Here is a 26,859-nt window from a genome sequence, read left to right as displayed (position 1 = left end):
GAAAAATTCGCTATACCAGCTTCTTGTCGAGCAGCGGGAATATACGGTTGAGTTCGAGCAGGTCGAGGATATGCTCGAAGTCGCCGGAGATGCTCTCGATGTTTTCGAGGGCGGATTCCTCGCCAAACGCAGGCTCGGATTGGAGTGTCCCGCTTTGCAGTAGCGGCGCGAGCGTGCGCATCGAAAGTGTGCTTCCGAACAGGGTCTTTTTTGCCTGCGACTCGAACGTATCCATGGGAACGGTGGCATGCCCGTTCTTGAGCGGAATCCCGTTGTCGCGGACGGCCTTTACGAATGCGGTGAGCACGAGCTGGTCGGTGATGGAAAGGATGTTCGGCGATACCTGCTTGTTGATGGCGCGGTAGCGGAGGGCCTCGTAGAGCATGGGGACAATCTGGAGGCTGGAGACCCTCACCGTTTCGCCTTCGACTTTCAAAAGTCCGATGCCCTCTAGAATCTGCAATAGTTTGTCTGTGTCGGAAGCATCCGTGTTGTTGAGGACGAGCATCTTCTTGCGGATGGTCGTAACCGGGATGTTGTCCGCGCCCGAGGTAGAAAGGTGCTTGCTGAAAAGGAACAGCAGTGCCGGGAGCGCCTGCACGATCTTGTGCTTTTTCTGGTTGCTCTCGGCGATGTGGCAGTGGTTTGCGATAAACGAAAGCGTGGAGCGGAACCAGGCAGGCTTGAGTTCGAGTTCACGCTGGAGTGCCGCCTGCTCGATGAAGACTATTTCGCTATTTTCGGCGGCGCGGACCGTGTATTCGCGGGGGGCGCTTTCGAGGAGGCTGAATTCGCCGATGAGCGAGCCGGGCCCGAAGTTCTGCCAGTGCCTCTGCCGCAGCTGCTTGGACATGCCGACGAGCATGCCCGACTTGACGATGACGAGGCTCGATGCCTTGTCGCCTTCGAGGAACAGGTATTCGCCTTCCTTGACGAGCATCAGACGGCCCCCCGGAGGTTGGAGTCGTAACGCAGCGCCGTGAGGAAGTATTCAATCTTCTTGAGGTCGATGTGGAACTTGTTCGAAAGCCCTTCCTTGAAGCAGCCCAGGTCCTGGAGCGTAATCCACTGCGCGACATCGATGGGGAGTTCCCTCTCGTTCAGGAGCGATATCCATTCGGGAGCTTCCATCTCGACGGTCTCGTCGAGCGTGGTGAGGTGCACGAGGATGCGTTTTTGCGGGAGGCTCAGCCGGAGCGGTTCCCATGAGATGCCTTCGTCCTGCGCAAACAGGTAGTCCGAATAGATTTGCATGAGCATCGCGTTGTGGACCTGCAGGTAGAGCGAATCGCCGTCTTTCGAAATGGCAATGAAGTTGCGGCGGGCAAGGGCCTTCACGTCTTCCTTGATGGTCGCTGCCGGGATGCGGGTAATCCAGTTGAATTCACGGACGAGATCTTCGAATGCGTACTTGTGCCCCGATTCCAGGTGGGCGCAGTATTCCGCGAGACTCATCAGCGTATTCTCGACCGGGGTCGTGCGTGCGGATTCCTTTAGCAGGCGAGTCTTTACGGCGAGGTTCTTCAGGATGGCGAGCAGCCAGACGGGGATGTTCTTGAGCTCGGACTCGAGACATTCTTCCGAGAGCACGGTGATTTCGGAATCTACGGAAGCCTCGATGGTGTAGCGCAGGGGCTCGCGTTCGAAAAGCGATGCCACACCGACGATATCGCCCGGCTGCATCTTGAACTTGACGGTTCGGTTGCCGCCAGCCTTGTCCACGGCGACGAGTTCGCCCTCGTCGAGGATGATGAGTTCCCGATTTCCGGAGTCCGGAGAATATACAACAAAACCCGCCTTCACGCGCGAATGCGTGGGCGGGATAACTTGCTGCCGGGAATTCCCGTTCATCGGGAAACTACCCCTTGAAGCCTAATTAGGCCTCGCGTTCTTCGATACGAGCTGCCTTACCGCGGAGGTTGCGCATGTAGTAGATGCGGGACTGGCGGACCTTGCCGGCGCGGTCGAGAACGATGGAGTCGATGCGGGGGCTGTTGACCGGGAAGATGCGTTCGACGGCCACGGAGCCGGACATCTTGCGGACGGTGATCGTCTTGGAAATGCCGGAGTTCTTGTGCTGGATCACGACACCCTTGAACGGCTGGATACGTTCCTTGGTGCCTTCAATGACCTTGACGTTCACGGTAACGGTGTCGCCGGCGCGGAAAGCCGGAATATCGGACTTCACGTTTTCGTTGTGGATTGCTTCGATGTTCAGGGACATAATGTGTACCTCTTAATTATTTGTCGCCAAATTTAGCATTTAATTTGATTTTTTCAAGGATGTCGGGGCGTCTTTCTTGCGTTCTTTTCAAGGATTCCTGCCTCCGCCACTCCGAAATGTTCTTGTGATGGCCCGAAAGCAGCACTTCGGGCACCTTTTTTCCCTCGAAAACCTCGGGGCGGGTGTAGACCGGCCATCCCAGTACGCCCTGCGCGAAGGAGTCGGTGTCGCCGCTCTCGCGGTTCCCGAGCGCTCCGTCGATGAGCCTCACCACGGCATCGGTCAAAAGCATTGCGGGCAGTTCGCCCCCGCTGACCACGAAATCGCCTATGGAAATCTCCATGTCGACCTCGGTCTGGCGGATGCGGTCGTCGATGCCCTTGTAGTGCCCGCACACGAGCACCAGGTGGGTCTCGTGTGAGAGTTCCTCTGCAATCTTGTGCGTGAAGGGCACGCCGTCTGCCGTGAGGTAGATGACCTTGCCTCCGTCCTGCTTTACGCCCGTGCTGCGGATGGCTGCGGCGAGCGGTTCGGGGCGGAGCACCATGCCCGGTTCGCCCCCGTAGGGCACGTCGTCCACCTGGCCGTAGTCGTTTATCGCGAAGTCGCGGAGGTAGACCGTGTTGAATTCCATGAGGCCCTTCGCCTGTGCACGCCCCATGATGGATTGCTTCATCGGGGCGAACATCTCGGGGAATATGGTGATGCAGTCGATGACCATCATGCCTCCCCGCTGTTCTCGGGCAGCGCTTCCGAGGAGTGGTCCTCGGGGCAGAGCGCCTTCAGGTAGGCTGCGTCGCACACGATGAACTCTCCGTCCTCGTCGATATCGAGCACGCAGTCGTCTATCCACGGGGCGAGGATGGACTTGCTGCTGAATTCGGACTGGAACGCGTCGTCGAACCTGATGTGGAACGCGTTGACCGTCGGGAGTTCCTGCACCTCGAGCACTTCGCCGATGTCCTTGCCGTCTTCCGTATGGACGCGGAAACCTTCCAGGTCGTCGATGTAGTACTCGCCTTCGGGGGCGGGGAGCCTCTCCGATTCCGGAATCATCACGTCGCCGTTCACGAAGTGCGCGATCGATTCGGGCGTGTCGTAGCCTTCGAACTTCAAAAGCCAGATGTCGTTCGCCTGCTTGGAATCCTCGATACGCAGGTCCAGTTCCTCGCCGTTCGTCTTTTTGAGGCGCACGTCCTTGAGGCTCTTGTGGCGCGTAATGTCGTGGGTGAGGGGCATCGCCTTGATGTAACCCTTCACGCCATGCGTGCGCATGAGCTGGCAGACGGTGATGTAGGCTTCGGAATCAGACATTGGCTAACGACTAGTGACTAATTAGACAAAAAAAGTCCCGTGCGCGGGGCACAGGACTCTTTAGAAAAGCATGATTATGCTTCGGCAGGAGCCTCGGCAGCAGCTTCAGCCGGGGCTTCGGCGGCAGCGGCAGCTTCAGCAGCGGCAGCTTCCTTGGCGGCCTTTTCGGCTTCGATCTTGGCGAGGGCCTTGGGGCCGAGCTTCACGGCCTTCTTCTTTTCCGGACGCGGATTGGCGGTCTTGCCTTCGATGGAACGGCCGGCCTTGATCTCGTGGAACAGGTCGAGGATGCCGACCTGCTTCAGGAGGTTGCGGACGGTGTCGGACGGCTGGGCGCCGACGGAGAGCCACTTGAGGATCTTTTCCTGGTCGAAGCGGATTTCGGCCTTCTTGAGGTTCGGGTTGTAGAAACCGACCTGTTCGATAAAGCTATCGTCGCGAGCCTTGCGGTTGTCGATGACGATGGCACGGTAGATGGGGTTGTGACGCTTGCCGAAGCGGGCGAGACGGATAACAGTTGCCATTTTAACCTCTTTTTGGGCTTCCCGCAATGCGGGGTTATTGTTTTTGCCGGGGCAATATAGAAATAAAACTTTTGTGTGTAAAGGACGGAAATGTAAAAAATTCCGTTCTTTACATATAAATTAACTGTCTAAAATGCAAAAAATGGCGAAATTTCTTCAAAATCGCCAAAATTTAATGCGCTGCGTGTCATCCTGAGCGGAGCGCAACGTAGTCGAAGAATCCAGGCCGGGAAGCCTTTTCCAGCTTTACTTCTCGCCTTTTAATATAGCTCGGAGCTCATTTGCGGCCTTCTCGAGGTCGTCGTTCACGATGGTATATTCGTATTTTCCCTGCGTTTTCGCAAATTCCATCTCTTTTTTCGCATTGTGGAGGCGGGTCTGGATGACTTCTTCCGAGTCGGTGCCGCGGCCGCGGAGCCTGCGTTCGAGTTCCTCTTCGCTCGGGGGGAGGATGAGGATGCCGGTCGCGTCGGGGTAGACCTTGTCGAAGTTCACCTTGCCGAACACGTCGATGTCGAACAGGACGCGCTTGCCCTGCTTGAGCATGTCTTCCACGAAGAACTTGGGCGTGCCGTAGTAGTTGCCGTGCACCAGGTTGTATTCCACCAGCGCATCATCCTTGATCATCTGTTCGAACTCTTCCTTTGTCTTGAAGAAGTAGTGCACGCCGTCGACTTCGCCCTCGCGGGGCTTGCGGGTGGTGGCCGAGATGGAATACACGATGTCCGGGAATTCGCCAATGACCTTGTCCTTGAGGGTGGTCTTGCCTGCGCCGCTTGCGGCACTCATCACGAAAAGTTTGTTCTTCATGGTGTGAAATTTAGTAAAATCGGGCCCGCGGGTGTGATTTTTGACAAAAGGGGCTCCGCGAATTTGATTTTGCTCAAATAAATGAAAGCCGAGGATGTGATATGACGCAAGTGCTCCGCGATGTTGTTAAAAAAAAGTTTTGCGATTGTTATATTTATATTCACTTGGCGAAAGGGATTAGGAGATTCTATGAAATCTAGTTTTATTGCTGTTGTCTTGGCGTGCCTTGCAGGCATGGCCTTTGCCGACCCGACTGTATCTATCTTTGTGAAGGACGCCTCCGAGTTCCAGGCGATACAGGCCGACTTGCAGCAGTTGAAGGCGGGCATCGGGAGCGATAACCCCGAACTTGATTCCTTAATCAGCCGTGCGAACCGCATTGCGAAGATGAACGACCGGTGTAGCATGGTTTCTATAAACGACGTGCTCGACGAGGAGTGTGGACACTTTTATGCCGTGGAACTCCCCGAATTCGAATCGCGCTACATGGAAGTGACCGGCGAACTGCGCCTGGGCGTGGTGACCATGGCGAACGACCTGGAACAGCGCACGCAGCAGATTGACGCCTGTACCGACGCTTTTTCCCGCATTATCGCGAGCAAGGAGAACCTCCTGAAAATCGAGGGCGGCGTGGACCTGGAACCGCTCTCGCATGCGGGCGCTTTCGATGCATCTTACAACTTCAAGCTGCGCTACGACGAACGCCGTATGGACCAGCAGAAGCATTTTACCGAACTCTGGCTCTCGAAGTGCGGTGACATTGTGCTGCGTAAGTCGGGCGACGAGTTTGCACCGCTCTTTGTGCAGGCACTCGACCACATGAACGACTCGCTTTTGCATACGAAGACGAACCTGAAGGTGGTGCTCGATACGAGCGACCTCTCGCTCTACCTGGACCTGAACAGGCCGGTGGCGGGCGCGTACTACCTGAGCGGCGCCGAACTCTTCAACGTGACGCAGATTCCTTCGGGCAAGGAGAACGCACACCTGCTGGTGGACATGAAGGACAAGTCGGTGAACTTCCCGAAGGGGCGCGACGGCGAGATGGCCACCTACAAGGGCCGCGTGGAGTTCGAGAAGGCGAGCAACGACCTCGTGGGCCGCTGGATTTGGGGTCGCGATTCTACGGCCATCAAGGCGATGCCCAAGATGAACACGAAGACGGTTGCATCCGAGGTGGTGACCGCCTCGGGAACGGAAACAAATGCTGCCCCGGTAGCGGAAGCTGCCCCGCAGGCGGGCGACAAGGTCGATACCGGCATTCCCGAAGCGGAAAAGTCGGGAGACACGCACTGGGTGCTTATCGGTATTTCGGCGGCGATGCTCGTTGCGGGCACGACGCTTGCTGTGGTTTACAACAACAAGGCCAAAACCGAAAGTGAAAAGAAACCGGCTTCGCGCGAAGAATTCAATAAGCGACATGACGACATCGGCAAGTACCAGAAATTCCGCACTGCGGGTATCGGCATCGCTATTGTGGGTGGAATCGGCCTCGGGCTGAGCATCGCATTCTAGGGAGGAAACTATGAAAAAGATTTTTGCGCTCATCCTCGCTTTCCTCTTTGCGGCTTGCAGCAACTACCAGGAAGAGTTCGACAACAACTTCGGGGCGCTTGAGTATGTGGACGATGTTGATTATTCTTCGTCGTCGGGAGACGATGATCCGTTGCCTTCGTCTTCGGATGTTGATAATCCGTCGTCATCTTCTGTTCCGACATCGAGCGGTGATATCCAGTCGTCCTCATCAGTCATTGCGACATCTTCATCGCAGGCAGAGCAGAGCAGTAGTTCCATTGCTTCGAGCAGCAGCTCAGTGCGTTCAAGCAGTTCGGTGAAGTCGAGTAGCAGTTCTGCGGAATCGTCTTCCAGCTACGTTCCTCCTTCAGGAATAAGCTATGGAAAAATGACCGACCCACGGACTCCTGCTTTTTCGTACAGGACGGTAGAAATCGGTAACCGGACCTGGATGGCGGAAAATATGGCCTGGCAAAAGGCCAATAGTTTTTGCTATGGCGGGGACACTCATAATTGTGAAATATACGGTCGCCTTTACGTGTGGGAGGATACAAAAAATCTTTGTCCCGAAGGTTGGAGCTTGCCAAGTAAAGAAGAATGGGAACAGTTGGTTTCATCTGTGGGTGGTGCGAATCAAGCGGGCAAGGCTCTCAAGACGACCTCCGGCTGGAAAAAAAATGGTAATGGAACGGATTTGTATGGCTTTTCGGCACTGCCTGCTGGCTATTGGAGTAATTATTGGGGTGAAGGTGGGGAACGATACTTTGGTTTAGAAGGCGCGGCCCATTTCTGGAGTGCAACTGCAACAGAATCCGGATCTAACTCCGCGTATGGTTTAAAATTGGAGAATAGTGCCGATTCTGCATCGATGTCCAAATATAATGTGACTGGAGACTATTACTATGCTCTTTCCGTCCGCTGCATTTTGGATGAAAATTACTTCGTTGATAACCGCGATGGCAAGACGTACAGGATGGTCAAGATTGGCGACCAGACCTGGATGGCGCAGAACTTGAACTATAAAGGGCCATCGGATAAGGATACGATTGGTTCATGCTACGGAAACAATTCAGCCAATTGTAACAAGTACGGCCGCCTTTATACATGGGCTACCGCTATGGGGAGCACGGAAGATAAATGTGGTGATGGTAAAAATTGTGATATATCTGAACGGGCTCGGGGAATTTGCCCCGAAGGCTGGCATCTGCCTTCAAATGATGAATGGCAAACCTTGCTTGAACATGCCGATAGAGATGCGAAGAAACTCAAGTCAACGGAAGGCTGGAGCAATGGTGGAAACGGCACCGATGATTATGACTTCACCGCTTTGCCTGGGGGGTATGCTGAACAAGGCGATGTTGCTTCTCTGCCCGATAATTATTTTAAAGACGAAGGGGCTTATGCAATATTCTGGAGCTCTACCCAGGTTGATGATGAAGATCATACTCAAGCGTACCGCCCGTACTTGAAGGATGACAACAAAGTATCCGAATTCGATGGTAATAATTACAAGGGCTTAGGTTTCTCCGTCCGCTGCTTGAAGGATTAGGAAAGAAACTTCATAAGCACCGAAGGTGCCCACGAAGATACTGGTATCGAGTGTAGGGAGGGTCTTAGGGAGGGCGTTGCCCTCCCTAGTTTTTCTTGTCCTCGATGTATAGCGGACGCTGCTTGACTTCGTCGTAGATGCGGCCGATGTATTCCCCGAGAATCCCGATTGACATGAGTTGCACGCCCGCAAAGAACACGATGGCGGTCATGAGCGATGCCCAGCCGGGAACGGTCGTTGCCGGGGAGAGAATCTTTTCGAGGATGGACCATACGAATACGCCGAAACCGACAACGGTTGCAAAAAGTCCCATGTAGAAACTGACCTTGAGCGGGGCGGAACTGAATCCGGTAATGCCGTCGAAGGCGAGGTGCAGCATCTTCTTGAGCGGGTACTTGGACTTGCCCGCAGTGCGTTCGGCACGGTCATACTTGACGCCAATCTTTTTGAAGCCAACCCAACAGACAAGCCCGCGCAAGAAGCGGCTACGTTCCGGCAAGTTCTTGAGCTGGTCCACCACGCAGCGGTCCATGAGGCGGAAGTCACCGGTATCGGGCGGAATTTCGATGCTTGTGAGCTTGCCGATGATACGGTAGAAGCAGAACGCGGTAAAACGCTTGAAGATGGTTTCGCCCTTGCGCTTGTTCCTCTGCGCGTAGACGACCTGGTAGCCCTCGCGCCACTTTGCGAGCATTTCGTGGATGAGGCTTGGCGGGTCCTGCAGGTCGCCGTCGATAATCACCACCGCATCGCCGATTGCATGGTCGAGCCCCGCGCTGAAGGCGGCCTGGTGCCCGAAATTGCGGCTGAAGTTGATAATCTTGTTATTCGGATTGCCCGGAAGCAGTCCCTCGACAATTTCGCGCGTCTTGTCCTTCGAACCGTCGTTCACGAAAATGAGTTCGTGTTCGATATCCTTGAGTTCTTCTTCGAGAACGCGGTAGGTTTCGGCAACGATTTCTTCTTCGTTAAAGACGGGAATGATGACAGATAAAAGCATGGCTAAATAATAGTAATTAAGGAATCAGGACGGGATGGACGAAGTCCACGTGGCTGCAGTCGATGCTCCCCTTGGGTATAGTCTTGAGGGTGAGTTTCTGGACTCCCTCGGTGTTTGCTGATAGCGTGTGGATGATTCCGTTCTGAAATACGGGGCTCGTGGCAAGCACGTTCCCGTCGCCGATGATTTGTACCGAAACGCCCTCGCTGCAGAGGCTTTCGTCGTCGAGCCCGAACGATGTGCGGAACGCGCGGTACTTGCCTTCGAGATTGAACGATGTTTCCGAGGCGGCGTGAGTCGAGAATCCTTCGGCGAAGTGCTTGCCGTCGAGAATCATGTCGTGGTTCTCGATGCTCTTGCCCCAGTGGAGTTTGCCCCAGTCCTGGCGGTGCTCGACGAGTATCGACTGCGGAAGGCGAGTTGTCCCCCCGGCATCGTTGAAGTAGTATTTTGAAACATCGGCAAGCTTCGTGCGCTTTTCCGTGTCCGTGACGATGTAGCGGATGGTGTTGTAACCGGGCTGCAATTTGTCATAACCCACCAGAACGTTGTATTCTCCGGGGGCGTAGACTGTATCTTTCAGCAGGAACTTGTCAAGCGTAATCCGGAGTGCCCAGTTCCGGGTCGCTTCTGCCTGTTCCTTGAGCTTGTAATTCAGGAGCAGCGGGGATTCGCTTGGATTTTCCGAGGCACTCTCGCTTGCAGTTACGGCGGCGCTGTCGTTTGCTGCTGTGACCTTGCCCCTCGTGGGTTCAGAAACCTGGATGATGTTCGTGGGGTTGTATTGCTTGCGACCGTTGAACTTCGCGATTTGCACCCAGTAGCTGTTGGTAATCAGGATGTTCTTCACGCCCACGAGGTCCATTTCGCGTTCGAACACATCGCAGGTGGTTGGAATACGGTGCTCTACCGCCTTCTTGTGGTAGGTCTGGCTGTCCCAGCAGTCGAGACCGCGGATGTAGTAGACTTCGCCCTTGTACTTGTCGACAAGCTCATTCAGCTGTTCCGTCGACATCTGGCGCGCCCTGTCATAGTGGATGGAAGAAATCCCGTATCCCACAAAATGCCAGGGACGACCGTAAATGAAGTAGCGGTCCTTTTGGGGCAGCTCCTTGAGCCAGCCGAGGATTCCGTATTCCTCGGTGGTCAGGTGGTTGTGGTTATACATGATGTTCTTGTTGAAGTCTTCCTTGTAGTGGAATGTCCATGCGCTGAGGATGATGGTGGCGATGACCATGCCTGCGAATGCGAGCGGCTTTGCCTCTTTCTTGCTTGCGGACAAGGCGAAGTACTCGATGGCGTGCGCGATGGGGAGTGCTGCGACAAACGCCATGCTGGGCAGCATCACTAGGCTGTAGCGCTGGTTAATCTGGATGCTAAAGTCTCCCGAGACGTTCTCGAGAATCATGTAGGTCTGCACGTGATAGAGCAGAAGGAACACGAGCGTCCACAGGTAGAACCGGCTGCCCTTTGTGGCGTCGTAGATAGCGCGGAACAGCAGGTAGACTCCGCCGATGGCGAACAGGTAGTTGAAGTAGGTGAGGAACGGGTTCTCGAGTTCGCCGTTTTCCTTGAGGGGGCGGGTCATCTCGATCCAGTTGCGTTTCAGGTCTTCGAGGAAATGTCCGTGGGCTTCGAATTCGCCGCCCTGGAATCCGAATCCCTGGAAGTAGCTGATGGTAAGCAGTGCAGGTACCGAGAACAGCGAGAGCGTCACGAAGAACGTGGGCGCCTTGAAGTCTTTTTTGTCGAGGATTTTCGGGAAGGCGAAGAATATGAAGGAAAGCAGGCAGAATGCGGTTTCCTGGCGGGTCTGCGCGAAGAATGCGAGGCTGAGGGCGAGGAGCGCCCAGTGCATTACGGTGTTGCGGTCGTAGGCCCACTTGAAAATGAATAGCGAGAGCGCGGAGAGGAAAATGTAGAGCGGTTCCACCGACATGGCGCGGAACTGGAAGAGCACGGTGGGCTGCAGTGCCATGAGTAGGGCTGCGAGGAAGGCGAGCAGGGGCTGGCGCGTCCAGGCGACAATCGCGAGGAACATCAAGAGGAAACTGAGCGGAAGCATCAGGAGCTCGGCGTTGAAAATCCAGTGCAGGTCGGTGCCGAACACGTGCATGCCGAGGTAGTAGAGGAAGGCGAGCCCCTTCGTCTTGAAGCTGTTCGACGTGGCTAAGCACTTGAGGTTGCCGTCTTCGAAAACGCCCTGGTTGCAGGTGCCCGATTCGTGGTTGTAGTACATGTTCTGGGCGACCGACATGAACACGCTTTCGTCGCTTTGGACGCGGTGGCGGGCTTCTATCTGGGTACCCGCGAAGACGGCGATGCCGATGGCCACCGCTATGGCGAGGATGCTGAAAGGTTTTGGCGGGAGGATACTCTTGAACCATTCGCGGAAATCCTTGTTCAGGAACGCGAACAGGATGATGGCGGCCGCGAACTGGAACAGGAACAGCGGGAGGGGGAGGTTCAGGTCGAGCTGGCGGATGATTTCCTTGTGTCCGCCGCTGGGGCGACCGAGAAACCAGATAAGGGCCGGAATGATGAGGGCTATAACCAGGCCGATAAGGCCTGCTGGGTGCAGTAAGTTCTTGAGTGTCAATAGAATAGAGTCTTTAATCTTCATGTTGGAAGCCATAATGCTTTTTTCTTGGTTGCTTGCAAAATATAACTTTTTATGTTATCGAGCTTTAACGGGGGCATCAAGCCTTGAGAGAAAGCGTAAAAAAAACTACATTTGGCGCGTAAAAATCAACACCCAAGAGGTTTTACCGTGCAAGACTCCCTAGTTACGAAAGCAGCCGACAACGTCCGAATCCTTTCTGCCGCGATGGTGCAGAAGGCGAAGTCCGGGCATCCGGGTGGCGCGATGGGCGCCGCCGACGCAACGACGCTTTTGTTTGCGGAATTCTTGCGCTACGACCCGGACGATCCGGAATGGATGGGCCGTGACCGCTTCTTCATGGACCCGGGCCACATGAGCCCGCTCCTGTACTCCGAGCTCGTGCTCACCGGCCGCCTCACGCTCGACGACGTGAAGAACTTCCGCCAGCTCGGCAGCCGCACTCCCGGCCACCCCGAACTTGACGTGATGCTCGGCATCGAGAACTCCTCGGGCCCGCTCGGCATCGGCCACGGCATCGCACTTGGCGCCGCCATCGCCGAACGCTTCATGGTGGAACGCTTCGGCTCCATCCTCGAGCACAAGACTGTCTGCCTTGTTTCTGACGGCGGCCTCGAAGAAGAAATTGCCTACGGCGTGGGCCGCATCGCGGGCCACCTCAAGCTTTCGAACCTCATCTTCTTCTACGACGCGAACCAGGTGCAGCTCAGCTGCAAGACCGAAGACGTGATGAGCCACGACTTCGTCGGCCAGTACAAGGCATGGGGTTTCCGCGTTATCGAATGCGATGGTTCCAACATTGCCGAACTGCGCAAGGCTTTCAAGGAAGCCTGGGCCGAGAAGGAAAAGCCGACGCTCGTGTACGGCCACACCACGATGGCGAAGGGCGCCGTTGCCGAAGATGGCAAGAGCTACGAAGGCGAAGTTTCTACGCACGGGCAGCCGCTCAACGCTGCCGGTGCTTCCACAACCGCGACGGTCAAGAACCTCGGCGGTAACCCGGACGACCCGTTCCAGGTGTTCGACGACGTGAAGGCGGGCTTCGAGGCTCGTGCGAACGAACTCCGCAAGGTTGTCGCCGAATGGAAGAAGGCCAAGGCCGACTGGGACAAGGCGAATGCCGAGAAGTCCGCGACCCTCAATGAATGGCTCTCCGGCAAGGCTCCGGTGCTCAACCTTTCGAACCTCCCCATCAAGGAAGGTGTCGCTACCCGCGTCACGAGCGGTACGGTTCTCGGCTACCTCGCCGAAAACTTTCACAACATCATTTGCAGTTCCGCCGACCTCTCCAACTCCGACAACACGCAGGCGTTCCTCAACAAGACGGGCATCTTCCGCCCGAACGACTTCAAGGGCGCGTTCGTGCAGGTGGGCGTTGCAGAACTCACGATGGGCGCCATCATGAACGGTATCGCTTTGCAGAAGGGACTCTTCCCGATTTGCGCCACGTTCTTCGTGTTCAGCGACTTCATGAAGCCCGCTATCCGCATGGCCGCCCTCATGGGCCTGCCTGTCAAGTATGTGTTCACGCACGATAGCTTCCGCGTGGGCGAAGACGGCCCGACGCACCAGCCCATCGAACACGAGACGCAGATCCGCCTGCTCGAAGACCTCACGAAGGAAAACGGCAAGGCCGAAATGCTCGTGCTCCGTCCGGCAGACGCTTTCGAGACTCTCGCCGCCTGGGAAATGGCTTTCGAGAACAACGACAGCCCGACGGCTCTTATCCTTACCCGCCAGGTGGTAAACACGCTCCCCGGCGAAAACCGCTACGAAGCCGCGAAGGCTTGCCGCAAGGGCGCCTACATCGTGAGCGACAATACCGCAGCGGGAAAGAATCCGGACCTCACGCTTGTGGCGAACGGTTCCGACGTGCTGCTGGAACACCAGGCCGCCGAACTCCTCCGTGCCGAAGGCAAGGCCGTGCGTGTGGTCTCCATGATTAGCCCGGCTCTCTTCCTCAAGCAGGAAAAAGCTTACCGCGACCAGGTGATTGTGCCGTGGACTCCGGTGTTCGCTCTCTCCAGTGGCCTCCCGGTTCTCTTCGACCGCGTGGTTGGTGGCTTTGGCAAGGCCTGCGGTCTGGAACGCTTCGGCGCTTCCGCTCCGGCTGGCGTGCTCGAGAAGGAATTCGGCTACGTGCCCGAGGCCGTTGCCGCGAAGGCCAAGGAATATCTCGCCGAGTTCGCGCAGAACGTCGCCGACTTCAAGAAGGCGAACGCCTAGTTAGAAATTGCCTAGGGCTCGAACCCTGGATATTCTAAATCCATTGCGACCGGATAAAACCGGTCGCTTTTTGTGTGTTGGCGTTCTCGGACAATCCAATAATCTATATTACGATGTAGAGACACAATTCACAAAAGGATACAATATGGCAAACAAGTACGCCGGAACCCAGACCGAAAAGAACCTCCAGGCCGCCTTCGCAGGTGAATCCCAGGCCCGCAACAAGTACACCTACTTCGCCAGCCGTGCTAAGAAGGATGGCTTCGAGCAGATTGCTGAACTCTTCCTCAAGACTGCCGACAACGAGAAGGAACACGCCAAGATGTGGTTCAAGGAACTGGAAGGCATCGGCGATACCGCCGAAAACCTGAAGGCTGCCGCCGATGGCGAGAACTACGAATGGACCGACATGTACGAGGACTTCGCGAAGACCGCCGAGGCCGAAGGCTTTAAGGCTCTCGCCAACAAGTTCCGCATGGTCGCCGCCATCGAAAAGCGCCACGAAGAGCGCTACCGTGCCCTCCTCAAGAACGTGGAAACCGCCGCCGTGTTCGAGAAGAGCGAAGTCAAGGTTTGGGAATGTCGCAACTGCGGCCACATCGTCGTCGGCACCAAGGCTCCGGCCGCATGCCCGGTGTGCGCCCACCCGCAGTCCTTCTTCGAAGTCACTGCTGAAAATTACTAAGAGCCGAATGCCGCAAAGACATGCTGGCATGTCTTTATGGCTGAGGCGAAAAGTAATGCGCTCTGCGCAAATTGCTAATCGAATCCCTTTCAAAAACTAGAAAGCCTCGGTTCTAAACGAACCGGGGCTTTTAATTTGTTTGATATCCTTGACTGCGTTTGGCGCGGCTGTGCGGTTTACTTGACCTGCATGTTCAGGAGCTTGACCGTCGAACCCTGCTGCACACGGACCACGTAGCGACCGCTAGGCATTGCCTTGAATGTATGGGCGAAGTTGCCTGCGGCGACCATTTCGCTGTGGCTTTCGATAGTGACGCCCATCATGTCGACAACCTGGACCTTTACGACGCCGGCCTTGGCAACAGCGACCTGCAAGGTATTGCCCTGGAGGGAGGCCTTGAAGCTCGCGCTTGCGACAGCGGGAATGGCCTGGATAGCTTGGGCAGGCAAGGTCCCGACACATTTCACGTTGTCGATTGCCAGGGAGGTCCCGAGATTCGCTGCGGTAAGTTTCTCATCGACCACCCAGGTCAACTTTGAAACCTTGGCCCAGGAGAAGGCTACAATGCTTGTCGGGGCGACATCTGCAACCCATTCAGGCTGGGCCATGGTGGAAACGGTCACCGTCTTCCAGGCGGCAGCGGCACTCTGGTCGGTTGCTACGTGCTCGTATCCGTTGTCGGCCTTGACTCCTGTCACGGAACTGCGCATGTGGTGTCCGGAACCCTTGTAGTCATATTGGATGGCGGTGCAGTTGGCAAGTGTTCCGGCATCGAAGGCGACTTCCATGCCAACGGACGGGTAAGCCGTGTCGCCCGGTGTAATGCCAGAAATGCCCTTCATCTCGATATAGGAGTTGGTGCCTTCCTTTACAATCATATCCCAGGACTGGTTTGCGTCCTGAGTGTTGGTGAAGGATCCGCCGGCCTTGTACAGGTACCAGTAGGCGGTCTTTCCGAGTTTTTCGGCTGTGGTGTTGCCGTCGTCGAAGTCATCGATGACAACGGCAGACTTCGGGACGTCGGGTGTGGTGCTGCCGCCACCGACGTAGCCGGCGCAGTTCACATCGTCGATGTAGAGATAGTCGGCTGTCGCTTCGCCCTTGATTTCCCAGGCCAGCTGCACGACGTTCGCCATTTTCAGGGGGATCGTGGTTCCCCAGCCATCTTCCTGGGTGAGCGACGATACGGGGACAGATGCCGTGCTCCAGCTTGCGCTGCCCGCCATGGCTTTCGAGTGCCTGTTGTAATCAGTCAATCCGCCTTTTTCGTCGCCGTCCATCACGGCCTTCAGATTGTGGCCCGCCCCCTTATACTTATACGAAATTGCGGTACAGCCGGAAAGGCCCCCCGCGACGTTCAAACCGAGCGTTACGTAGGGGTCGTAGGGGTTGTCGCCCTTGACAAGTTTGATGCCGGTCAAGCCAGCTCCGAATTTTGAACCGCCTGCGGCAGCTTCCGGCAAAACGACGACAAGGCCAAATTCGTCTTCCGTGTTCGTGTAGGACGAAGCTCCCTTGTCGTTTTTGTCGTTGAAAGCGTACCAGGCGTCGTTCTTGCCCCCGGTGCTTGCGAGCCCGTTTCCATCTTCGAAATCGTCGATGTTGGCGGTTGTCTGCGCAGATGCCATGGCGGCAGCCGCGCACAGTGTAAATAGGACTTCTTTGTTCATGAAACCTCCGATTAGTTTATGATTAATTTAGTATTCGCTTCCGATTCCATCAAGCATCTTGTTGCTTATTGGGGGATAAAGCCGCTTTTTTCATGGTTATGGGCAGAAAACCGTTTCGGGAAACATTTGTTTTTCCTAAATTTATCAAGCTAACATTCACCACCGGGATCGCCATCCCGATGGATTAACTCTTAACGTGAGGAATAAACAAAAAATGGCAAGAGCATTGATTATCGGTTGTGGCGCTGTCGCCACGGTTGCTATCAAGAAGTGCTGCACGGCAAGCGAAGTGTTCAGCGAAATCTGCATCGCTAGCCGCCACCGCGAAAACTGCGAGAAGCTGGCACAGGAACTGCGCCCGAACACGAAGACGGTCATCACGACTGCCGCCGTGGATGCAGACAAGGCCGAAAATGTCTCTAAGCTCATCAAGGAATACAAGCCCGACCTGGTGATGAACATCGCGCTCCCGTACCAGGACCTCGCCATCATGGACGCCTGCCTCGAATGCGGCGTGAACTACATGGATACGGCGAACTACGAGCCCGAAAACATCGACGATCCGGAATGGCGCAAGGTCTACGACAAGCGCTGCAAGGAACAGGGCTTCAGCGCCTACTTCGACTACAGCTGGCAGTGGGCTTACAAGGAAAAGTTTGAAAAGGCCGGCCTCACGGCGCTGCTCGGTTCCGGCTTTGACCCAGGTGTTTCCCAGGCCTACTGCGCCTACGCCCTCAAGCACCAGTTCGATACCATCGAAGAAATCGACATCCTCGACTGCAACGGCGGCGATCACGGCTACAAGTTTGCCACCAACTTTAACCCCGAAATCAACCTGCGCGAAGTTTCTGCTCCGGGTAGCTACTGGGACACCGACGAAAACGGCAAGGGCCACTGGGTCGAAATCCCGGCCATGAGCATCAAGCGCGAATACGTGTTTGACGAAGTGGGCAAGAAGGACATGTATCTGCTGCACCACGAAGAAATCGAATCCCTGGCCCAGAACATCCCGGGCGTCAAGCGCATCCGCTTCTTCATGACGTTTGGCCAGAGCTACCTCGACCACATGCGCTGCCTCGAAGACGTGGGCATGCTCAGCACGCAGCCGATCAAGTTCCAGGGTCAGGACATCGTGCCTATCCAGTTCCTCAAGGCGCTCCTCCCGGACCCGGCAAGCCTCGGCCCCCGCACCGTGGGCAAGACGAACATCGGTTGCATTTTCAAGGGCACCAAGGACGGCAAGCTGAAGACCTACTACCTCTACAACGTTTGCGACCATCAGGAATGCTACAAGGAACTGGGCAGCCAGGCGATTGCCTACACGACTGGCGTTCCGGCTATGTGCGGCGCCATGATGGTGCTCACCGGCAAGTGGAACAAGCCGGGCGTACATACCGTGGAAGAATTCGACCCGGATCCGTTCATGGAAGCCCTCACCAAGTACGGCCTCCCGTGGAAGGAAAACTTCAACCCTGTTCTCGTTGACTAGAGAGACTCAGAGCAATGAAAAAATGGCGCATTGACGATTCCCGTGACTTGTACAACGTCAAGGGTTGGGGCGTGAACTTCTTCGACATCAACGAGAAGGGCCACGCAACGGTTCACCCGCTCAAGGAAGGCGGCCCGGACATTGACCTTTACGAGTTGGTGCAGGAACTTTCGCTCCGCGACGTCTCCACCCCGATGCTGCTTCGCTTCCCGGATATCCTGGACAGCCGCATCGAGAAGATCAACGAGTGCTTCAACAAGTCCCGCACGGAATATGGTTTCAACGGGAGCTACTACAGCATTTTCCCGATCAAGGTGAACCAGCAACGCGCCGTGCTCGAAGAAATCGTCAGTCACGGCAAAAAATACAACATCGGTCTCGAGGCCGGTTCCAAGCCGGAACTGCATGCGGTGCTCGCGAATATGGACAATCCTGATTCGCTGATTATCTGCAACGGCTACAAGGACGAGGACTTCATTGAACTTGCCCTCCTCGCGCAGAAGATGGGCAAGAAGATTTTCATCGTCGTCGAGAAGATGAACGAACTCCACCTGGTGGTGGAACTTTCTCGCCGTATCGGCGTGCGCCCGAACATCGGCATCCGCATCAAGCTCGCCAGCTCCGGCAGCGGCAAGTGGGAAGAATCTGGCGGATACCACAGCAAGTTCGGCCTCAACAGTTCCGAACTGCTAGAAGCGCTGGACTACATCAAGCAGGAGAAGATGGAAGACTGCATGAAGCTCATCCACTTCCACTTGGGTAGCCAGATTACCAACATTCGCCACATCAAATCGGGCCTGCGCGAAGTCTCGCAGTTCTACGTGCAGATTCGCAAGATGGGCATGAGCCTTGAATTCGTGGACGTGGGCGGTGGTCTCGGTGTGGATTACGACGGCACCCGCAGTTCCAATGCGAGCTCGGTGAACTACTCCATCCAGGAATACGCGAACGACGTGGTGTATGCCATGTACGAAGCCTGTGAAAACGGGGACGTGCCGCACCCGAACATCATTGCGGAATCGGGCCGTGCTCTTGCGGCGCACCATTCCATTTTGGTGTTCAACGTGCTGGAAACCGCCGGCCAGGCGTTCTTCGACGAGAATACGCACGAGATTGACGACGACGCTCCCGATGCATTGAAGGATTTGTACGGCATCTACAAGGGGCTCACCCCGAAGAACCTGCTCGAAAGCTGGCACGATGCCATCCAGCTGAACGATGACGTTCTGAACGGTTTCAAGGTGGGCGATTACGACCTGCCGACGCGCGCCATGTGCGAACGCCTGTTCTGGAGCATCGTGCGCAAGGTGGACCAGCTGGCGAAGGACTTGCGCCATCCGCCTTACGAACTCAGCGAACTCCCGCGCCTGCTCGCGCAGAAGTACTTCTGCAACTTCAGTTTGTTCCAGAGCCTGCCTGACAGCTGGGGCGTGGACCAGGTTTTCCCGCTCATGCCTATCCAGCGCCTGAACGAGGAACCGACGGTAGAAACCACCCTCCAGGATGTCACTTGCGACTCCGACGGAAAGATCGACATGTTCGTCCGTGGTGGCGATGTGAGCCGCACGCTCCCGCTGCATGAACTCAAGAATGGCGAACCGTACTACATCGCGGTCTACCTCGTGGGCGCCTACCAGGAAATCCTCGGTGACCTGCACAACCTCTTTGGCGATACGAACGCAGTCCATATCGTTTGCAACGACAAGGGCGGCTACGAAATCGACAAGGTGATTGACGGCGAATCTGTGGAAGACGTGCTCGATTACGTGAACTTCAGCGACAAGGCCCTTGTGCGCACCATGGAAAACTGGGTGTCGCGCTCCGTGAAGGAAGGGAAGATTAGCCTGCAAGAAGGCAAGGAATTCCTGAACATCTATCGCGGCGGCCTTTACGGGTACACGTATCTGGAATAAACCGTGATTCACGAAATTGCCCCGCACATTTTAAAAAACGAGTTCCGGGTTCAAAGCCCGAAACCGTCGGATTTTCTTGTTGTCTTTTTCGGGGATAAGAGCCTTCTCAAAAAGAACGGTGATTCCTTTGAAATTCCTAGGGTAGAAGACTTCAATCAGGGGAATATCCCGTGCCATTACCTTTTCAGCATTGACGATACGGCGTATTTCCTGGCGGATTTAAGCATTTCGAAGGAACTGGTGGAATCCGCGTCGGACGATTATGTCCTTTGCCCGGCACGCACGTACCGCTACATGGGCGATCCGCTCTTGCGCATGGGTGGCGCTACCGCCGCGCACATCGCTCACTGGGAATCGCTCAACAGGTTCTGCGGCCGCTGCGGAAGCGAGATGACCCGTAGCGAAAAGGAACGCGCGGTAGTTTGTCCTAAATGCAGGAACACCGTGTACCCGCGCATCTCTCCGGTCGTGATTGTGGCCGTCCGCAATGGCGACAAACTCCTGATGGCCCACAACATCGACAATCCGAACCCGCGACTTTTCCTCATCTCGGGTTTCGTGGAAGTGGGCGAGAGCCTTGAACAGGCCGTGCTCCGCGAAGTCATGGAAGAGGCGGGCCTCCGCGTGAAAAACATCCGCTATTTCGGGAGCCAGCCGTGGCCCTTCAGCGATTCGCTTATCGCGGGCTTCACCGCCGAACTCGATGGCGACGACACCATCCGCATGCAGAAGGAGGAACTCTCCGAAGCCATGTGGGTCAAGCGCGAAGACATTCCCGAGTACGAGACCGATGTGAGCATCAGCTGCTGCCTCATCGAGAACTTCAGGCGGGGTAACTAGCCGCGCGCTATCCTAGCCGTTCTTACCTGCGGTCGCTAACTACTAATGACTAGTGACCAATAACCATTTTTCTATATTTGCACGCGATGAAATTACCTGTCGTATGCATTATCGGGCGCCCGAACGTGGGCAAGTCCTCGCTTTTCAACCGCATCCTGGGGCGGCGTGCCGCTGTCGTTTCTGACCGTGACGGCGTTACCCGCGATAGGCATTACCAGACGGCGAACTACAAGGGCCACGAGTTCACGGTGGTCGATACGGGCGGATTCTTGCCCGACGATTCCATCGACGTGCTGGCCGATAGCGTCCGTGCGCAGATTTTCAATGCGGTCGAGGAATCCGACCTCGTGCTCTTCATGGTGGATGTCCGCGTGGGCATTACCAAGCTCGACCAGCAGTTCGCGCGCCTTATCCGCAAGCTCGACAAGAAGGTGATCCTTGTGGCGAACAAGAGCGAGCAGCAGGGCGACCGACAGGAAAGCTACGAGTTCCTGAAGCTCGGTTTTGGTCAGCCCCGCACCATCAGTGCGCTTACGGGCTATGCCTGCCTCTCGCTCCTCGACGAGGTTGTCTCGATTCTCCCGACGCCGGTGCGTGGCGAGCGCAAGGAAGAACGCCCCATCCGTTTCGCGATTCTCGGCCGCCCGAACGCGGGCAAGAGCACGCTGTTGAACCGCCTGCTGAACGAAGACCGCGCGGTGGTCTCTGACATTCCGGGTACGACCCGCGATTCCATCGACTGCGATTTTGTTGTCGATGGTCAGAAGTTCGTGGTGACCGATACGGCGGGCCTCCGCAAGAAGGCGAAGGTCGAGGACGAAGTCGAAATCTTCAGCAACATGCGCACGCTCGAAAGCATCCGCCGCTCCGACCTCTCGGTACTGATGGTCGATTGCACGCGCGGGCTCGAGGTGCAGGATTTCCGCATCATTACCGAAATCCGCAAGGCGGGCAAGGGCCTGGTGCTCGTGCTCAACAAGTGGGATATCTACCCGGACAAGACGGAAAAGTCCTTCGACCGCATGGTGAAGGAAATGCTAGAACGCGAGCCGATGCTCGAGTATGTGCCGATTATTTCTGCAAGCGCCAAGGAAGGCCAGCGCGTGAACCGTATTGTGCAGGCCATCCAGACGGTGTATGCCAACTGCCGCCGTGTGCTTGGCCGTGACCGCGTGGCAGAATCGTTTGCGAACTTCTTGCAAGAGAAGGCGCCCCCGAGCCACAACGCCCGCGTGGTGTCGCTTACCCGCGCTTGCCAGGTGATGGTGGAACCGCCCGTCATCGCTATCGAGACGCGCACGCCCGAACTGGTAGACGAATCGTACAAGCGTTACTTGCTCAAGAAGTTTTACGAGGAATTCCAGCTGCAGGGTGCGCCCCTGCGCCTGAATTTTGACCAGAAGTTAACCCTCAGAAAGGATGAAGAACTTGAACAGTTTACTGAGTCTTCCAATAGCGTACTTGCTGGGGTCGATCCCCAGCGCCATATGGATAGCAAAGCTCGCAAAGGGAAAGTCGTTCGACATTAGGGATTACGGCTCCAAGAATGCGGGCCTCACCAATACGTTCCGTGTGCTCGGCTGGAAGCCGGCGCTCCCTGTGGTATTCATGGACTTGCTCAAGGGCTTCTTCGGCCCGTGGATTGCCATGCGCATGTGCGAATCCCAGGTCGCTGCCGGTGGTGCGGACTATTCCCACTGGGTTCCGCTTGTCGCGGGTATCCTCGTGATTCTTGGCCACAGCTTCACCTGCTTCGCGGGTTTCCGCGGTGGCAAGGGCGTGCTTGCGGCGCTCGGCGTGTTCCTCGCGCTCTGCCCGATTACGGCGCTTTCTTGCCTCGGCGTTTGGGTGGTGCTCACGTTCAGCACGAAGTATGTTTCGGTAGGTAGCATCGGCGCGTGCGTCGCGCTCGGCGTTTTTGCCGTGATGGGCTTCCTCAAGTTGCCCTTCCCGCCCGACGATATCAACCTCGGGCTCATGATTACCTGCCTTCTGGTGGCGTTTTTCGTGATTGTGAAGCACAAATCGAACATCAAGCGCCTTTTGAACGGCACCGAGAACGGTTTTGGCAGCAAGCGCAAGACTCCGAAGGCATAAATATTGTAGATTGTTGAAAAAAGGATTTTTATCATGAAAGTAACTGTACTTGGAACTGGTGGTTGGGGCCTGACTCTCGGTCAGGTGGTCTATGAAAATAAGTGCGAAGTTTCGTTCTGGACAAACTCGCAGGCCGAAGTCGATCTGCTTTCGACGGAGCATCAGTACAAGGACAAACTCCCCGGCGTAATCTTCCCGGCGGATTTCAAGTACACGACCGACATGAATGCCGCTCTCGATGGTTGCGACATGGTGCTTATCGTGGTGCCGTCGCAGTTCATGGGTGGAGTCGCGAAGAATTTGGGCAAGTGGACTCCGGCGAAGGGCAAGGAGCCCATTGTGGTCTGCGCCACCAAGGGCATTCTCGAAGGTACGAACCAGCTGATGAGCGAAGTGCTGCTCTCGAACGTGCCGTGGCTCACCGACGACAAGATGGTCGCCTTCAGCGGGCCTTCGCATGCCGAAGAGGTTAGCCGCCATATCCTTACCGCGATTGTGGCCGCCTGCGTGAACGAGGAATCCGCGAAGCTCGTGCAGAAGGTGATGAGCTGCTCTTACCTGCGCGTTTACAGTTCTACCGACATCGTGGGCGTGGAACTCTGCGGTTCCGTGAAGAACGTGATTGCGATTGCCTCTGGCGTGCTCTACGGGCTCGAGGCGAGCGGCAAGTACAAGATTGGCGACAACACGCGTGCAGCCCTCCTTACCCGCGGCCAGGCCGAAATGTGCCGCCTGGGCAAGGCTCTCGGTGCAAAGTCCGAAACGTTCGCGGGCCTCGCCGGCATGGGCGACCTCATCGTGACCTGCCTCTCGCAGCACAGCCGCAACCGCTATGTGGGTGAACACATCGGGCGTGGCGAAACCATCGAGCAGGTTCTTGCCGGCATGAAGATGGTGGCCGAAGGCGTGCCCACTTGCAAGAGCACCAAGGCGCTCGCCGACAAGCTCGGTGTCGAGATGCCTATCGTGAACTCTGTCCACGCGCTCCTCTTCGAAGGCAAGAAGGTTGACGATGTCATCAAGGATATGTGGGGCCGCGAGCTCAAGGAAGAAGTCTGGGGCTAAACCCCTAGAAACGGATTGATGCGCCGAAGTGGGCGGCAAACCCGCTTCTGAATATTCCGCCGGATTCAAGTCCGGCGTTTTTGTTTTTGTCAGATGGAGTTTCCGTGCGCTCGGTATAATCGGTCTTGAACGGGACGATTTGCGTCGCGCTGGCGAAAAGCGAAAGATTGCGGAGAATTCCCTGGGTTTCGCGCTCCAGCGTAATCCCGAGCCCGGCGACGAGCCCGTAGCTCTCGAGCATCCACGACATGGAATCATTTTGTGCGCTGTAGCCAATGAAAGATGTTGTCGAAGATGTCTTGTCGACCTCGATTTCGTCGTAGGTGTAGTATCCGTGCAAGTCGATACGCGGGGAAACCTTCGTGTGCGTCGTGATTTCGAATTGCGGGTTAACGTGCCCTCCCAGCGTGACGGCAGAAAGGTCGATGTCCGCATCCACCAGGAAGTTCTTCTGCAAGAACGAGAAGGAAAGCGTCTGCATGATGGACACGGGCAGCAGGCGGTTCGGGGCGAACGTTTCGAAGAACCGTTTCTTGTTCCTTTCCATGTGAATATCGGCCTTGATGCCGCGTGCATCGAGCCCGAAGGTCTCCTTTTCCCACTGAATACTGCCGTAATGCAGGCTTACATCTAGCGGGACGAACATGAAACGCTTGGTGCTGTTGTCGCGCCAGGTGTTCCCGAAAATGTTCACGTCGGCAGAAATTCCCGCATAGAAGAAATCGAGTTTGCTCGTTTCGAAATGGTGCGCGTATTGGGCGTTCCAGAGCCAGATGCGCGAGGAATCCTTGATAAAGTATTCCCGCTTTGCGTTGTACGGAGTCGTGCCGATGTGCTGCAGGCCTGCGGCAAGTTCGTTGCCTGCAAACCTTGCTCCGGCTGTAAATCCCTTGCGCAGGTATTGCGAATTCCAGTCGCCTTCGATCAGGTGGACCTCGTCGTTTTCGTTTTCGGATTCCCAGCGGATGGTCGCAAGGTCCGGAGCTCCGCGCTCGACAAGTGCTGTCGCGTACAGCGAAGAATCCGCAGTGTGTATGGTGACGCTTGATTTTAGCGCCGGCAGGCTGCTTGCCGCTACGGAGAAAGTAATGTTCCGGAAGTCTGCCTGAATGCCCGCCGAACCGATTGTGCGGTTGCTGCTTAAAGAAAGTTCCCAGCCGTCTTTCCAGAGCCCGTCTATGCGGTAATGCGAAAACGAGGCGAAAACGGAATACTTGTCGGAATGTGCCGTGTCCGCGACATTGCAGAAAGTACCGCTCAGTTCTTTGGTATCGGTATCCAGCAAAAAAAGCCCGCCGCAGTGGGCGAGGCCTTTTGTTTCACCATACGCCAATGGCGTTGCAAGGAGACTTGTCAAGCCTATGGCGCATAGTGATTTGAAGATTGCTTTCACTGTTGATTAATCAATGGCGAATTCGTTTTCTTGTTCGTCCCAGTCTTCTTCATCTTCGTAGTATTCGTCGAAGTCGTCGTCGATGGCGCCCTTGATGAATTCATCCCAGAAGGAGTCTACGGTCATGTCGGGGAAAATGCCACCGAACGTGACATCGGGGAAGATGATGAACTTGCGGAGGTCTTCGAAGGTGTACTTCTCGATTTCGGAATCGACCATCTTGCCGTTGAGGAGGCCCTGGATAGTCTCGGTCTTGTTGCCGTCCTTGTCGGTAAAGTACCCGAAGTTGGGAACCTCGTTCTCGTAGAAGGCGACGGCGTACTTGATGGTGCCCTTGTCGTCCTTGCACATTCCTGCGGGGAGCGTCACGTCAGGAATCTTCCATTCGGTTTTTGTTATTGGCTCGTCGCTATTAATCATGGCCCAGGGGTCGCCTTCCACGTAGCTGTTGACGACGAACTTGATCTTGCAACCGTCAGCAACGTAGCCGATTTCTGCTTCGATACGTTCAGGTTCGTAGACATCCATGAAGATTGTTCCCGAGGTCTCGTCGTCTTCCCATCCGCTGACTTGGTTGCTTTCAATGTTGGGGTTGAACTTGTAGTATTCCTGGGCCACGTAACCCTGCATGAACCTCTGGGCGTAAGCATGGTATTCCAGGTCTTCGGACCAGTAGAAACCGCCGTCCGGGTTCACCCATTCGGACTTGTCGTTCACCACGTGGTACGGCAGGAACTTCTGGATACCGTCGGTGTTTTCAAACCACTTGTAGGGCGCGATCTTGATGGTCTTGCCTTCGGCGTAGGGGATGTCGAAGCCGGTACGGAGCTGGGTCTTGATGGTGCTCAGGGAATCGATGATCTTCTGGGCGTCGGCGGTACTCAGGTCGGCTTCTTCGCCGTCACCCACGATGTAGAGGTCGTTTTCCTGGGTCTTGAGGCCGTTCTTTGCTTCTTCGAGTCCGTACTGCAGGCCGAACTGCACGTAGCTAATCGCGCTGTCTATCATGTTCGGGATGTTCTTGTATTCTTTTTTCCAGGAATCATGGACAGAGGTGAACTTGCTGTCTTTCCCGATAAACTTGAACAGGCGCTCGATACCGTGGTTGTCGTAGTAGTTTACCTTGGCGCCTAATTCCATAAGGGAATCAATCCAGTCGTATTTGCCGTTCTCGTCGATGTCGAGGTTAATGCTGACAACTGCCGTGAGTGTCGCCTTGGCGGCGTACAACGCGGCAAGTACCGGGGCGAATTCACCGCGGTCAAGTTCAACATCGCGCTCGTCGATGGTGTAGGTGCAGGTGAACGCGTCGTCGTTTGCGATGTTCGTCATGTAGCGGATGGAGGAATCCAGCGACGGAATGGCGGTTGCGATGGTGGATTGAACGTCGCTTACCAAAATGCCGCGAAGTTCGTCGGTGGAATGGAAGGCGAGATTGAAGGAAACCTCGGAAGAACCCATCATGTCGCGCGAGAAGAGCGATGCGCCGGGCTTACCCGTGCGGGCGAGCAGCGTATCGACCAGGTTGTTGATTTTCTTGTTGTTCGCGATATCCGAGATGATGGATGCCGTGTAGGCGAGCTGCGCTTCGCAGTTACCGGGATACTTCTTGAGGATTGCCTCGATGGAGGACTTTGTCGCGGCGCTCATTTCTTGCGCCTTGCTCAGGTCGCCATCCCCGAAGGTGGAGTAGACATCGGTAAGGTCGCTCTTGATTTTTTCGATTTTGGCCTTGTCCGCTTCGTCCGTGATTTCTTCGCAGCCGACAACGACATCCACGTTGGTTTCTTGGGGTTCTTCGATTGAAGAATCATCCCTGGATCTTATGGGCGATGAATCATCGTCGGTGGAACACCCGGTCAAATATGCCAGGGTGCAGAATGTGAATATGGAGGCTTTTTTCAATAACTTCATGTTGTCCATCC

22 protein-coding genes are annotated in these 26,859 nt (G+C 55.8%); 10 read left to right on the top strand and 12 right to left on the bottom strand.

Annotation, left to right across the window (positions count from 1 at the left end; genetic code table 11):
* Positions 1-10 precede the first annotated feature (10 nt).
* From B4A77_RS11505 to gmk, 7 genes are all read right to left on the bottom strand, one after another.
* Complete coding sequence (locus B4A77_RS11505) at positions 11-940, bottom strand: cyclic nucleotide-binding domain-containing protein (RefSeq protein WP_290732034.1); 930 nt, start codon at positions 938-940, stop codon at positions 11-13.
* Complete coding sequence (locus B4A77_RS11500) at positions 940-1,851, bottom strand: cyclic nucleotide-binding domain-containing protein (protein WP_173366194.1); 912 nt, start codon at positions 1,849-1,851, stop codon at positions 940-942. The genes B4A77_RS11505 and B4A77_RS11500 overlap by 1 nt, the downstream gene beginning before the upstream one ends.
* 25 nt (positions 1,852-1,876) lie before the next feature.
* Positions 1,877-2,224, bottom strand: a complete 348-nt coding sequence (gene rplS / locus B4A77_RS11495) for a 50S ribosomal protein L19 (RefSeq protein ID WP_173382384.1) — start codon at positions 2,222-2,224, stop codon at positions 1,877-1,879.
* A gap of 16 nt (positions 2,225-2,240) precedes the next feature.
* Positions 2,241-2,945, bottom strand: coding sequence for a tRNA (guanosine(37)-N1)-methyltransferase TrmD (gene trmD, locus B4A77_RS11490; RefSeq protein ID WP_173382394.1), 705 nt, complete (start codon positions 2,943-2,945; stop codon positions 2,241-2,243).
* Entirely contained in the window at positions 2,945-3,538 is a 594-nt protein-coding gene (rimM, locus tag B4A77_RS11485; protein ID WP_173366192.1) for a ribosome maturation factor RimM, read from the bottom strand. The genes trmD and rimM overlap by 1 nt, the downstream gene beginning before the upstream one ends.
* A 74-nt stretch (positions 3,539-3,612) precedes the next feature.
* Positions 3,613-4,062 (bottom strand): 30S ribosomal protein S16, encoded by a 450-nt coding sequence (gene rpsP / locus B4A77_RS11480; RefSeq protein ID WP_072808458.1) that lies wholly within the window; start codon positions 4,060-4,062, stop codon positions 3,613-3,615.
* A 246-nt stretch (positions 4,063-4,308) separates the two neighbouring features.
* Positions 4,309-4,872, bottom strand: a complete 564-nt coding sequence (gene gmk, locus B4A77_RS11475; protein ID WP_290740850.1) for a guanylate kinase — start codon at positions 4,870-4,872, stop codon at positions 4,309-4,311.
* A gap of 189 nt (positions 4,873-5,061) precedes the next feature.
* Here gmk and B4A77_RS11470 point away from each other — a divergent pair, with 189 nt between their 5' ends.
* Both B4A77_RS11470 and B4A77_RS11465 read left to right on the top strand, forming a co-directional pair.
* Positions 5,062-6,387, top strand: coding sequence for a hypothetical protein (locus B4A77_RS11470; protein ID WP_290740845.1), 1,326 nt, complete (start codon positions 5,062-5,064; stop codon positions 6,385-6,387).
* A 10-nt stretch (positions 6,388-6,397) separates the two neighbouring features.
* Positions 6,398-7,936 carry a fibrobacter succinogenes major paralogous domain-containing protein gene (locus B4A77_RS11465; RefSeq protein WP_290740842.1) on the top strand — a complete coding sequence of 513 codons (1,539 nt, stop codon included), beginning with the start codon at positions 6,398-6,400 and terminating at the stop codon, positions 7,934-7,936.
* An 85-nt stretch (positions 7,937-8,021) separates the two neighbouring features.
* Here the strand turns inward: B4A77_RS11465 and B4A77_RS11460 are convergent, their stop codons facing one another.
* Entirely contained in the window at positions 8,022-8,936 is a 915-nt protein-coding gene (locus B4A77_RS11460; RefSeq protein WP_173382378.1) for a glycosyltransferase family 2 protein, read from the bottom strand.
* 16 nt (positions 8,937-8,952) lie between these two features.
* Positions 8,953-11,559 (bottom strand): NPCBM/NEW2 domain-containing protein, encoded by a 2,607-nt coding sequence (locus B4A77_RS11455; protein WP_290740839.1) that lies wholly within the window; start codon positions 11,557-11,559, stop codon positions 8,953-8,955.
* 147 nt (positions 11,560-11,706) lie between these two features.
* On the opposite strand from B4A77_RS11455, the gene B4A77_RS11450 reads away from it, so the two are divergent.
* Together B4A77_RS11450 and rbr are read left to right on the top strand one after the other, a co-directional pair.
* Positions 11,707-13,782, top strand: a complete 2,076-nt coding sequence (locus tag B4A77_RS11450; RefSeq protein WP_290740836.1) for a transketolase family protein — start codon at positions 11,707-11,709, stop codon at positions 13,780-13,782.
* Between the two features lie 145 nt (positions 13,783-13,927).
* Positions 13,928-14,467 (top strand): rubrerythrin, encoded by a 540-nt coding sequence (gene rbr, locus B4A77_RS11445; protein WP_173366184.1) that lies wholly within the window; start codon positions 13,928-13,930, stop codon positions 14,465-14,467.
* Positions 14,468-14,643: 176 nt separating this feature from the next.
* Here the strand turns inward: rbr and B4A77_RS11440 are convergent, their stop codons facing one another.
* A complete protein-coding gene (locus B4A77_RS11440) occupies positions 14,644-16,137 on the bottom strand; it encodes a carbohydrate binding domain-containing protein (protein ID WP_290740834.1) in 1,494 nt (497 codons plus the stop codon).
* 214 nt (positions 16,138-16,351) lie between these two features.
* Here B4A77_RS11440 and B4A77_RS11435 point away from each other — a divergent pair, with 214 nt between their 5' ends.
* From B4A77_RS11435 to B4A77_RS11410, 6 genes are all read left to right on the top strand, one after another.
* The gene (locus B4A77_RS11435) at positions 16,352-17,626 is read left to right on the top strand and encodes a saccharopine dehydrogenase family protein (protein ID WP_290732002.1); all 1,275 of its coding nucleotides are present in this window, start codon (positions 16,352-16,354) and stop codon (positions 17,624-17,626) included.
* Positions 17,627-17,640: 14 nt separating this feature from the next.
* Entirely contained in the window at positions 17,641-19,539 is a 1,899-nt protein-coding gene (gene speA, locus B4A77_RS11430) for a biosynthetic arginine decarboxylase (protein WP_290731999.1), read from the top strand.
* Positions 19,540-19,542: 3 nt separating this feature from the next.
* On the top strand, positions 19,543-20,379 hold the full coding sequence (gene nudC / locus B4A77_RS11425) for an NAD(+) diphosphatase (RefSeq protein WP_290740831.1): 837 nt from the start codon (positions 19,543-19,545) through the stop codon (positions 20,377-20,379).
* Positions 20,380-20,465: 86 nt separating this feature from the next.
* Positions 20,466-21,908 carry a ribosome biogenesis GTPase Der gene (gene der, locus B4A77_RS11420; RefSeq protein WP_290731981.1) on the top strand — a complete coding sequence of 481 codons (1,443 nt, stop codon included), beginning with the start codon at positions 20,466-20,468 and terminating at the stop codon, positions 21,906-21,908.
* Positions 21,841-22,476, top strand: a complete 636-nt coding sequence (gene plsY, locus B4A77_RS11415) for a glycerol-3-phosphate 1-O-acyltransferase PlsY (protein ID WP_290731978.1) — start codon at positions 21,841-21,843, stop codon at positions 22,474-22,476. Before der ends, plsY begins: the two co-directional genes overlap by 68 nt.
* A gap of 33 nt (positions 22,477-22,509) precedes the next feature.
* Positions 22,510-23,541: an NAD(P)H-dependent glycerol-3-phosphate dehydrogenase gene (locus tag B4A77_RS11410; RefSeq protein ID WP_072813577.1), complete on the top strand. Its 1,032-nt coding sequence runs from the start codon at positions 22,510-22,512 to the stop codon at positions 23,539-23,541.
* 4 nt (positions 23,542-23,545) lie between these two features.
* On the opposite strand, the gene B4A77_RS11405 is transcribed toward B4A77_RS11410, so the two are convergent.
* Both B4A77_RS11405 and B4A77_RS11400 read right to left on the bottom strand, forming a co-directional pair.
* A complete protein-coding gene (locus B4A77_RS11405; RefSeq protein WP_290740828.1) occupies positions 23,546-24,826 on the bottom strand; it encodes a hypothetical protein in 1,281 nt (426 codons plus the stop codon).
* Positions 24,827-24,940: 114 nt separating this feature from the next.
* Positions 24,941-26,848 carry a hypothetical protein gene (locus tag B4A77_RS11400; protein ID WP_290740825.1) on the bottom strand — a complete coding sequence of 636 codons (1,908 nt, stop codon included), beginning with the start codon at positions 26,846-26,848 and terminating at the stop codon, positions 24,941-24,943.
* Positions 26,849-26,859: the final 11 nt, after the last annotated feature.

It is taken from the genome of Fibrobacter sp. UBA3718, assembly GCF_002371935.1.
Lineage (GTDB): Bacteria > Fibrobacterota > Fibrobacteria > Fibrobacterales > Fibrobacteraceae > Fibrobacter.
This window is presented reverse-complemented; position numbering and strand designations above follow the sequence as displayed.

Excerpts from the sequence above, each read along its gene's own strand:
- B4A77_RS11505 (WP_290732034.1), bottom strand. The coding sequence starts at position 940 with ATGCTCGTCAAGGAAGGCGAATACCTGTTCCTCGAAGGCGACAAGGCA.
- B4A77_RS11500 (WP_173366194.1), bottom strand. The coding sequence starts at position 1,851 with ATGAACGGGAATTCCCGGCAGCAAGTTATCCCGCCCACGCATTCGCGC.
- rplS (WP_173382384.1), bottom strand. The coding sequence starts at position 2,224 with ATGTCCCTGAACATCGAAGCAATCCACAACGAAAACGTGAAGTCCGAT.
- trmD (WP_173382394.1), bottom strand. The coding sequence starts at position 2,945 with ATGGTCATCGACTGCATCACCATATTCCCCGAGATGTTCGCCCCGATG.
- rimM (WP_173366192.1), bottom strand. The coding sequence starts at position 3,538 with ATGTCTGATTCCGAAGCCTACATCACCGTCTGCCAGCTCATGCGCACG.
- rpsP (WP_072808458.1), bottom strand. The coding sequence starts at position 4,062 with ATGGCAACTGTTATCCGTCTCGCCCGCTTCGGCAAGCGTCACAACCCC.
- gmk (WP_290740850.1), bottom strand. The coding sequence starts at position 4,872 with ATGAAGAACAAACTTTTCGTGATGAGTGCCGCAAGCGGCGCAGGCAAG.
- B4A77_RS11470 (WP_290740845.1), top strand. The coding sequence starts at position 5,062 with ATGAAATCTAGTTTTATTGCTGTTGTCTTGGCGTGCCTTGCAGGCATG.
- B4A77_RS11465 (WP_290740842.1), top strand. The coding sequence starts at position 6,398 with ATGAAAAAGATTTTTGCGCTCATCCTCGCTTTCCTCTTTGCGGCTTGC.
- B4A77_RS11460 (WP_173382378.1), bottom strand. The coding sequence starts at position 8,936 with ATGCTTTTATCTGTCATCATTCCCGTCTTTAACGAAGAAGAAATCGTT.
- B4A77_RS11455 (WP_290740839.1), bottom strand. The coding sequence starts at position 11,559 with ATGAAGATTAAAGACTCTATTCTATTGACACTCAAGAACTTACTGCAC.
- rbr (WP_173366184.1), top strand. The coding sequence starts at position 13,928 with ATGGCAAACAAGTACGCCGGAACCCAGACCGAAAAGAACCTCCAGGCC.
- B4A77_RS11440 (WP_290740834.1), bottom strand. The coding sequence starts at position 16,137 with ATGAACAAAGAAGTCCTATTTACACTGTGCGCGGCTGCCGCCATGGCA.
- B4A77_RS11435 (WP_290732002.1), top strand. The coding sequence starts at position 16,352 with ATGGCAAGAGCATTGATTATCGGTTGTGGCGCTGTCGCCACGGTTGCT.
- speA (WP_290731999.1), top strand. The coding sequence starts at position 17,641 with ATGAAAAAATGGCGCATTGACGATTCCCGTGACTTGTACAACGTCAAG.
- der (WP_290731981.1), top strand. The coding sequence starts at position 20,466 with ATGAAATTACCTGTCGTATGCATTATCGGGCGCCCGAACGTGGGCAAG.
- B4A77_RS11410 (WP_072813577.1), top strand. The coding sequence starts at position 22,510 with ATGAAAGTAACTGTACTTGGAACTGGTGGTTGGGGCCTGACTCTCGGT.
- B4A77_RS11400 (WP_290740825.1), bottom strand. The coding sequence starts at position 26,848 with ATGAAGTTATTGAAAAAAGCCTCCATATTCACATTCTGCACCCTGGCA.